Raw genomic sequence first — 7,278 nt, forward strand, 5'->3', positions numbered from 1 at the left:
GAATTCTCAAAGCAAGTGCAACGTTTGGTGATGGTAGACTTCCCAAGGGCACTTCCAACCCAGACGCTTACGTGGCCTCAGATTGAGCTCATTATATACTGCCTCAATCTCTCTATCGCTAATCGATGAGAGGTCTGTACCTTTTGGAAAATACTCTCTGATGAGACCGTTGGTATTTTCATTGGTACCTCTTTGCCAGGGATGATGTGGAAGACAGAAGTAGATACTTACTCCAATAGCTTCTTGAAGTTCTGCTGCTCGAGCAAACTCAGATCCACGATCAAGCGTTATGGTTTTTACTACCTCACCTCTCAAAGCTTGCTGTATAGCTACATTGACATCAGCACTAGACCCTGATGCAGCTTTGCCACCAACAAGGTAGCCGCTCATACGGTCAACTTGTGTGACCAGGCGTGGCCCTTTGGCCTTACCGATGACGGTATCACCTTCCCAGTCTCCAATGCGTTGGCGATCTGCAACCTCTTTTGGTCTTTCGACAAGTTCATGAGTTATCCGTATTTTTCCTCTGCGCTCTATGAGGTGTTTTGTATGCCGTCGTTTACCTCGGTGTCTAAGTCTCTACGTACAGACTGTACACCTGGAAGTTCACAGTCTAGTTTTCCGAGTGTATGGCTCTATATATAGTGCTACAGCTGACAGGAGCGTAGGAAAGTTCTAAGTGTAGTCTGCCTGCAATCTGCTCAGGTGAGAAGTGGCGACTACAGATAAGAAAGACAATACGTGCACGAAGGCTTGGATCATCGAGTAGGGTGCGTTTCTTGCAAGCCTGGCGTCGAACATCAGCTTTTCTCTGGGCAGTCGAGGCTCTATAGCACAGATGCGCCACTCCAATGATTGTCCAACCGTTTCTTTTAATCTCTCGCGAAATACTTGATTTGTTCCGTCCGAGCTTACGAGCAATCTGGCTTATACTTTCATGATTTTTCCACCAGACCATAATGTCTTCGCGCTCTTCAATGCTAAGATGGCTATAGTGACCCATGGAAATCCTTTCAATGAACGTTGTCGTAAGCGCCATTGTAGACCCATGGGTCACTACCTTGTCTTTTGTTGTTGCACTTACAATGAGAATTCAAGTCTGTTTGTTAAGAATTTCTCCAACTTTAGAATCAAGTGCCATCATATGCCCCTTTCAAACGCAAATATTTTGGCGAGAAGTACTTGTATGCGCTCGCCATCCGTTGTATACGATACCCACGCCATACTGATTTAGACAGCACACCGCAGAGTTTCATATAAGAGTGCTGCCGCCTAAAGCTGTATATACTCCAGTCACATAACAGCACGTAAACCGTGACGCAAGCTCTCTAATCGCGCGTAAGTTTGCGGTGAAGGCGGTGCGGACTTGCGGCTTCAGGCCCAAGGCGTTTCTCGCGATCAGCCTGGTACGATGCAAAGTTGCCTTCAAACCAATGCCAGTGCCCGGGATTTTCGTCCGTGCCCTCCCACGCCAAGATATGTGTGGCAATGCGATCCAAAAACCAACGGTCGTGACTGGTAACTACCGAGCATCCCGGGAAACGCTCAAGAGCCGCTTCCAAGCTTTCCAAGGTTTCGATATCAAGGTCATTGGTAGGCTCATCCAAAAGCAGCAAATTTCCCCCCTGCTTGAGCGTAAGAGCCAAGTTCAGACGGTTCCTCTCGCCCCCGGAAAGTACACCGGCGCGCTTTTGCTGATCGGAACCTTTGAAACCAAAACTTGCCACATAGGCGCGGCTGGGGATTTCCGTATCCCCCACCTTGATAAAGTCATTACCGTCGGAAACCACTTCCCATAAGGTCTTATTTGGATCAATGCCGGAGCGCAGCTGGTCAACATAGGACAGCTTGACGGATTCACCTACTTCAAGTGCACCGGAATCAAGAGGCTCCTGCCCCACGATCATCTTAAAGAGCGTTGACTTTCCCACGCCGTTAGGGCCAATGACACCGACGATACCATTGCGCGGTAAGCTAAAGGAAAGATCGTCGATAAGCACATGATCGCCAAACGCCTTATGTAAATGACTAGCGTCCAGGACTTTTTGTCCCAAGCGTGGCCCCACAGGAATCTGAATTTCAGTGAAATCAAGCTTCTTCGACGCACGGGCCTCTGCTTCCATCTGCTCGTAGCGATCAAGTCGTGCACGGTTCTTTGCTTGGCGGGCTTTGGGAGACGAGCGGACCCAATCCAACTCTGCCCGCATTTTCTTGGCACGTTTGGCATCTTGCTGATTTTGTGCTTCAAGTCGTGCGGCCTTATTCTCCAGATACGTTGAATAATTGCCCTCATAGGGATAGAGCTGCCCACGATCAACTTCGCAAATCCATTCCGCAACATCATCAAGGAAGTAGCGATCATGCGTTACAGCCATAACGGCACCGGGATAATCGTGGAGGAATTTTTCAAGCCAGAGCACGGACTCTGCGTCCAAATGATTTGTTGGCTCATCCAAAAGCAGCAAGTCAGGAGCCTCAAGCAACAGGCGACACAGCGCCACACGGCGACGCTCGCCACCGGAAAGATGTGCCACTGGGGCGTCCGAATCCGGACACTGTAGTGCATCCATCGCCTGCGAAAGCCGACTGTCCAAGTCCCAACCGTCGGCGGTATCAATCTCTGTCTGCAACTGCCCCATCTCTACCATCAGGGCATCAAAGTCCGCATCAGGGCTAGACATTTCTTCGCCTATTGCGTTAAAACGGGCAATCTGAGAAAGAAGCTCGCCAAACGCCTGCTCAATATTTTCCTTGACGGTCTTATCTTCATCAAGCGGAGGCTCCTGCTGAAGAAGTCCCACCGTAAAGCCCGGTGTCAAACGGGCTTCTCCATTGGAAAGCGTCTCAAGACCGGCAATGACTTTAAGGAGTGTAGACTTACCCATACCGTTAGGGCCGACAACACCAATCTTTGCCCCAGGATATACACCGACGGTGACATCATCGAGGATGACTTTATCTCCGACTGCTTTACGTGCTTGGTACATTTGATAAACAAACTCTGCCATGGTATATTTCCTTTGATCTGACCATACCATCGACACTGCAACAGACGTGTCGAGAAGAACATACATGGTAGGCACGCGGACGCATTTCTCGTTTTATTATCGCATGAAGGAGCAAAAGAGGGAAAACAGGTTGACATAACCATATGGCACAGAGTCTTTTGCAATATGGACGTTATACATATCTCACGAATTAATCGAAGAAGAAGAACTATCATTTTTATAGTCATTTTGAGGCATACGGAATGTCTCAACTGAAAGGAGTGGGAAATGGCACGTATCTTTATTAGTCCAAGCAAGTACATTCAAGGTCCGGGGGAGCTTGCCAAGCTGGGAGAATATACTCAAGCCTACGGAAAGAGCGCACTTGTCATCATCACGGCCGGTGGACTTAAGCGCTCCGGCGATGTGATTTCAAAGAGTTTTGAGGATGCAAAAGTTGAACTTCATTATGACAATTTTAATGGAGAGTGCTCACAGGCTGAGATTGACCGCCTTGTGCAGGTGCTTGATGCCTGTGGCGCCGAAGTGGTAGTCGGTGTCGGTGGCGGTAAAATCTTTGATACCGCAAAAGCCGTGGCCGCTACAAAAGATCTTCCTGTCATTATCGTGCCAACCATTGCAGCCACGGACGCACCATGCTCTGCCCTTTCTGTCATTTACACTGACGAAGGTCAATTCAAAGAGTATCAATTCTTTAAGCAAAATCCTAACCTGGTACTTATGGACACCGAGGTAATTGCCAAGAGCCCCGTTCGCTTGACCGTCTCTGGCATGGGCGATGCACTTGCCACATTTTTTGAAGCTCGCGCATGCCAGCGCTCCGATGCAGGTACATGCGCTGGCGGCAAAGTTACCAATGCCGCAATGGCTTTGGCAACACTTTGCTATGAGACCCTTATGGACGAAGGCGTTAAAGCTAAGCTTGCACTTGAAGCAGGTGCTTGTACGGAAGCTGTCGAGAAGATCATCGAGGCAAATACGCTGCTTTCCGGCCTTGGCTTTGAATCAGCAGGTCTCGCAGGTGCCCACGCCATTCACAACGGCCTGACTGCCATGAGCGAAACGCATGCCATGTACCATGGAGAAAAGGTTGCCTTCGGCACGATTACACAGCTCGTTCTTGAGAATGCTGATGAGCTCTACGATGTTCTTGATTTCTGCGTTGAGATTGGATTGCCCGTTACCTTCAAGCAGCTTGGCGTAACGGATGTTACCTATGAGCGCGTACTTGAAGTGGCTACGCTTGCATGCGCTGAAAATGACACGCTTCATAACATGCCGTTTGAAGTCACACCCGAGAAGGTTGCAAATGCTCTCTTGGCCGCCGATGCATATGGTCGCGCAGCTTTAGGTGCATAACCATCAAAAAATTAAGATTCTCGTAAGGATATCCTTACCGCACGTACCATTGGCAGAAGGGGCCACAAAACCTCTTCTGCCACACTTGGTAAATACCGAAACTTCTTAAATTGAATATAAAAAAGAAGCGAAAGCAATGGCTCAAACAGATTCGTAAGCAGTCATACAACTGATATAAACAGCACATGACAAACTCACCATAACGTCATTAACTCTTAATCTATTCTTAAGAAAACGACACTCCGAGCGAACTATACTATTTAGAAGAGCAGCCAGAAATGCAATACACAAGGAGGTTTGTCATGGGGATGTTACTTCTGCTTTTTTATTTTCCCGTCATATTCGTTGCGGCCATTTTTGGCTATACGATCGAATCCCTCGAGGCTTTAGTTAATTCTTGGGCCTTTCCTATCGCTATCTTGATTTTTATTGCGTGGGTTATCGTGGCAATCAGTCTTATACGCACACTTATTTGGTGGCTCAAGGACAGAAAGAACCACGTGATAACGAAGAAGCGTTTTTACCTTCCGGCCACATTTACCGTTATCGCCCTTGCGCTAACATTTTTTGACATATGGCTTGCGATTAATGTTGTTTCGGGAGTGCACATCAAACCCTAATGAAGCGATGTTGGTCAAAATTTCCGTATAAAAGACCTTACTGCACGTTCAGCCGCAGTCGAAACGTCTTCCGGTGTCCTTTTCATGCATTCTTCTAACGAAAGACCCGCTGGTGCTGACGCAAAAACTTGTTGAATACCGACCTCATGTACTTTGGAGATATCCTCTGTATGTGATCCCACAACGGCATACGTTGGAATACCTTGCAGCGCCGCACGTCGTGCAACCCCTACCGGCGCTTTTCCATACGCCGTTTGGTTGTCCATACGACCTTCTCCGGTAATTACCAAGTTGACACCTTGTAGTTGCTCGTCAAAGTGAACGGCATCGAGAAGAGCCTGAATACCCGACATCGCCGCAGCACCGCAAAATGAAAGAAGTCCAAAACCAAGTCCACCTGCCGCACCGGCTCCGGTTGACAATGCATGATTATCTTTTGTAGCAGCCGATACCGTGTGAGCGTAGTGCCGCATCCGGTCGTCATACTCACGCAGACGCGAGAAAAGAAGTCCTTTCTGTGGTCCAAAGGTATAAATGGCACCGTGTTTTCCAGAAAGCGGGTTATTGACATCGCTCAGGGCAATAATTTCAGTATCATACACGCGCCTATCAAAGTGGCTCATATCAACATGAGCAATATACGGCAGACCTTCTAGACCTCGAATAACCTGTTTTCCCGACGTATCTAAAAACAGCGCACCGAGAGCCTCAGCCATCCCGCATCCGCCATCAGAAGTAGCGCTTCCACCAAGGCCAACATATATTCGATGGACACCAAGGTCTAGAGCCGCTCGAAGTAATTGCCCCACTCCATACGTTGAAGCTCGTCTCGCATCCTCATCAGTACAGCTCGAAAACCTTATGCCCGCAGCTTCTGCCGTCTCAACCACGGCGCACCCATTGGGAAGCATGCCAAGCCGAGCAACAATAGGGCGTCCAAAGGGATCTTCTACCTGCACTGATTTAACCTTGCCACCACATCCAGAGACAAACGCATCAACGGTTCCTTCACCTCCATCGGCGATAAGAACTTTCTTTATCTGCGCATGAGGCAATGCACGGAGCACACCAGCCTCAAGATACTTCTCTATGGCTTCACTTGATGCCGAGCCCTTAAATGAATCCGCTGCGAGAAGAACGGAGAACTCTGTTCTGGAAGAACTTTCAGCCGGAGATTTCATCGCAAAAGACATCCTTTATGACCTTGAATTCTCAAAGCAAGTGCAACGTTTGGTGATGGTAGACTTCCCAAGGGCACTTCCAACCCAGACGCTTACGTGGTCTCAGATTGAGCTCATTATATACTGCCTCAATCTCTTTATCGCTAATCGATGAGAGGTCTGTGCCTTTTGGGAAATACTCCCTGATGAGACCGTTGGTATTTTCATTGGTACCTCTTTGCCAGGGATGATGTGGAAGACAGAAGTAGATACTTACCCCAATAGCTTCTTGAAGTTCTGCTGCTCGAGCAAACTCAGATCCACGATCAAGCGTTATGGTTTTTACTACCTCACCTCTCAAAGCTTGCTGTATAGCTACATTGACATCAGCACTAGACCCTGATGCAGCTTTGCCACCAACAAGGTAGCCGCTCATACGGTCAACTTGTGTGACCAGGCGTGGCCCTTTGGCCTTACCGATGACGGTATCACCTTCCCAGTCTCCAATGCGTTGGCGATCTGCAACCTCTTTTGGTCTTTCGACAAGTTCATGAGTTATCCGTATTTTTCCTCTGCGCTCTATGAGGTGTTTTGTATGCCGTCGTTTACCTCGGTGTCTAAGTCTCTACGTACAGACTGTACACCTGGAAGTTCACAGTCTAGTTTTCCGAGTGTATGGCTCTATATATAGTGCTACAGCTGACAGGAGCGTAGGAAAGTTCTAAGTGTAGTCTGCCTGCAATCTGCTCAGGTGAGAAGTGGCGACTACAGATAAGAAAGACAATACGTGCACGAAGGCTTGGATCATCGAGTAGGGTGCGTTTCTTGCAAGCCTGGCGTCGAACATCGGTTTTTCTCTGAGCAGTCGAGGCTCTATAGCACAGATGCGCCACTCCAATGATTGTCCAACCGTTTCTTTTAATCTCTCGTGAAATACTTGATTTGTTTCGTCCGAGCTTACGAGCAATCTGGCTTATACTTTCATGATTTTTCCACCAGACCATAATGTCTTCGCGCTCTTCAATGCTAAGATGGCTATAGTGACCCATGGAAATCCTTTCAATGATCGTTGTCGTAAGCGCCATTGTAGACCCATGGGTCACTACCTTGTCTTTTGTTGTTGCACTAGCA

At 48.2% G+C, this 7,278-nt stretch carries 8 protein-coding genes; 2 read left to right on the plus strand and 6 right to left on the minus strand.

All coding sequences use genetic code 11. The features are described from left to right. Positions 1-6: 6 nt before the first annotated feature. From HMPREF1492_RS07500 to ettA, 3 genes are all read right to left on the minus strand, one after another. Complete coding sequence (locus HMPREF1492_RS07500) at positions 7-537, minus strand: IS30 family transposase (RefSeq protein ID WP_156924064.1); 531 nt, start codon at positions 535-537, stop codon at positions 7-9. Between the two features lie 76 nt (positions 538-613). Next, positions 614-1,039, minus strand: coding sequence for a helix-turn-helix domain-containing protein (locus tag HMPREF1492_RS07845; protein WP_156924068.1), 426 nt, complete (start codon positions 1,037-1,039; stop codon positions 614-616). Positions 1,040-1,328: 289 nt separating this feature from the next. Then, on the minus strand, positions 1,329-3,008 hold the full coding sequence (gene ettA, locus HMPREF1492_RS00470; protein WP_035434869.1) for an energy-dependent translational throttle protein EttA: 1,680 nt from the start codon (positions 3,006-3,008) through the stop codon (positions 1,329-1,331). Positions 3,009-3,275: 267 nt separating this feature from the next. Between ettA and HMPREF1492_RS00475 the strand changes: the two genes are divergently transcribed. Beyond that, positions 3,276-4,367, plus strand: coding sequence for a glycerol dehydrogenase (locus tag HMPREF1492_RS00475; RefSeq protein ID WP_035433313.1), 1,092 nt, complete (start codon positions 3,276-3,278; stop codon positions 4,365-4,367). 302 nt (positions 4,368-4,669) lie between these two features. After that, complete coding sequence (locus HMPREF1492_RS00480; RefSeq protein WP_035433311.1) at positions 4,670-4,987, plus strand: hypothetical protein; 318 nt, start codon at positions 4,670-4,672, stop codon at positions 4,985-4,987. A gap of 14 nt (positions 4,988-5,001) precedes the next feature. Here the strand turns inward: HMPREF1492_RS00480 and HMPREF1492_RS00485 are convergent, their stop codons facing one another. The 3 genes from HMPREF1492_RS00485 to HMPREF1492_RS07515 all read right to left on the minus strand — a co-directional run. Then, complete coding sequence (locus tag HMPREF1492_RS00485) at positions 5,002-6,168, minus strand: glycerate kinase family protein (RefSeq protein ID WP_035433308.1); 1,167 nt, start codon at positions 6,166-6,168, stop codon at positions 5,002-5,004. Positions 6,169-6,199: 31 nt separating this feature from the next. Continuing rightward, complete coding sequence (locus tag HMPREF1492_RS07510) at positions 6,200-6,730, minus strand: IS30 family transposase (protein ID WP_198014320.1); 531 nt, start codon at positions 6,728-6,730, stop codon at positions 6,200-6,202. A 76-nt stretch (positions 6,731-6,806) separates the two neighbouring features. Beyond that, a partial coding sequence (locus tag HMPREF1492_RS07515; RefSeq protein ID WP_232215570.1) for a helix-turn-helix domain-containing protein occupies positions 6,807-7,278 on the minus strand: 472 nt, incomplete at its 5' end.

Origin of the sequence: Atopobium sp. BS2, assembly GCF_000565075.1 — a bacterium.
GTDB lineage: Bacteria > Actinomycetota > Coriobacteriia > Coriobacteriales > Atopobiaceae > Lancefieldella.

Bases quoted from the DNA above. Each gene is read 5' to 3' on its own strand.
- HMPREF1492_RS07845 (WP_156924068.1), bottom strand. From the start codon at position 1,039: ATGGCGCTTACGACAACGTTCATTGAAAGGATTTCCATGGGTCACTAT.
- ettA (WP_035434869.1), bottom strand. From the start codon at position 3,008: ATGGCAGAGTTTGTTTATCAAATGTACCAAGCACGTAAAGCAGTCGGA.
- HMPREF1492_RS00475 (WP_035433313.1), top strand. From the start codon at position 3,276: ATGGCACGTATCTTTATTAGTCCAAGCAAGTACATTCAAGGTCCGGGG.
- HMPREF1492_RS00480 (WP_035433311.1), top strand. From the start codon at position 4,670: ATGGGGATGTTACTTCTGCTTTTTTATTTTCCCGTCATATTCGTTGCG.
- HMPREF1492_RS00485 (WP_035433308.1), bottom strand. From the start codon at position 6,168: ATGAAATCTCCGGCTGAAAGTTCTTCCAGAACAGAGTTCTCCGTTCTT.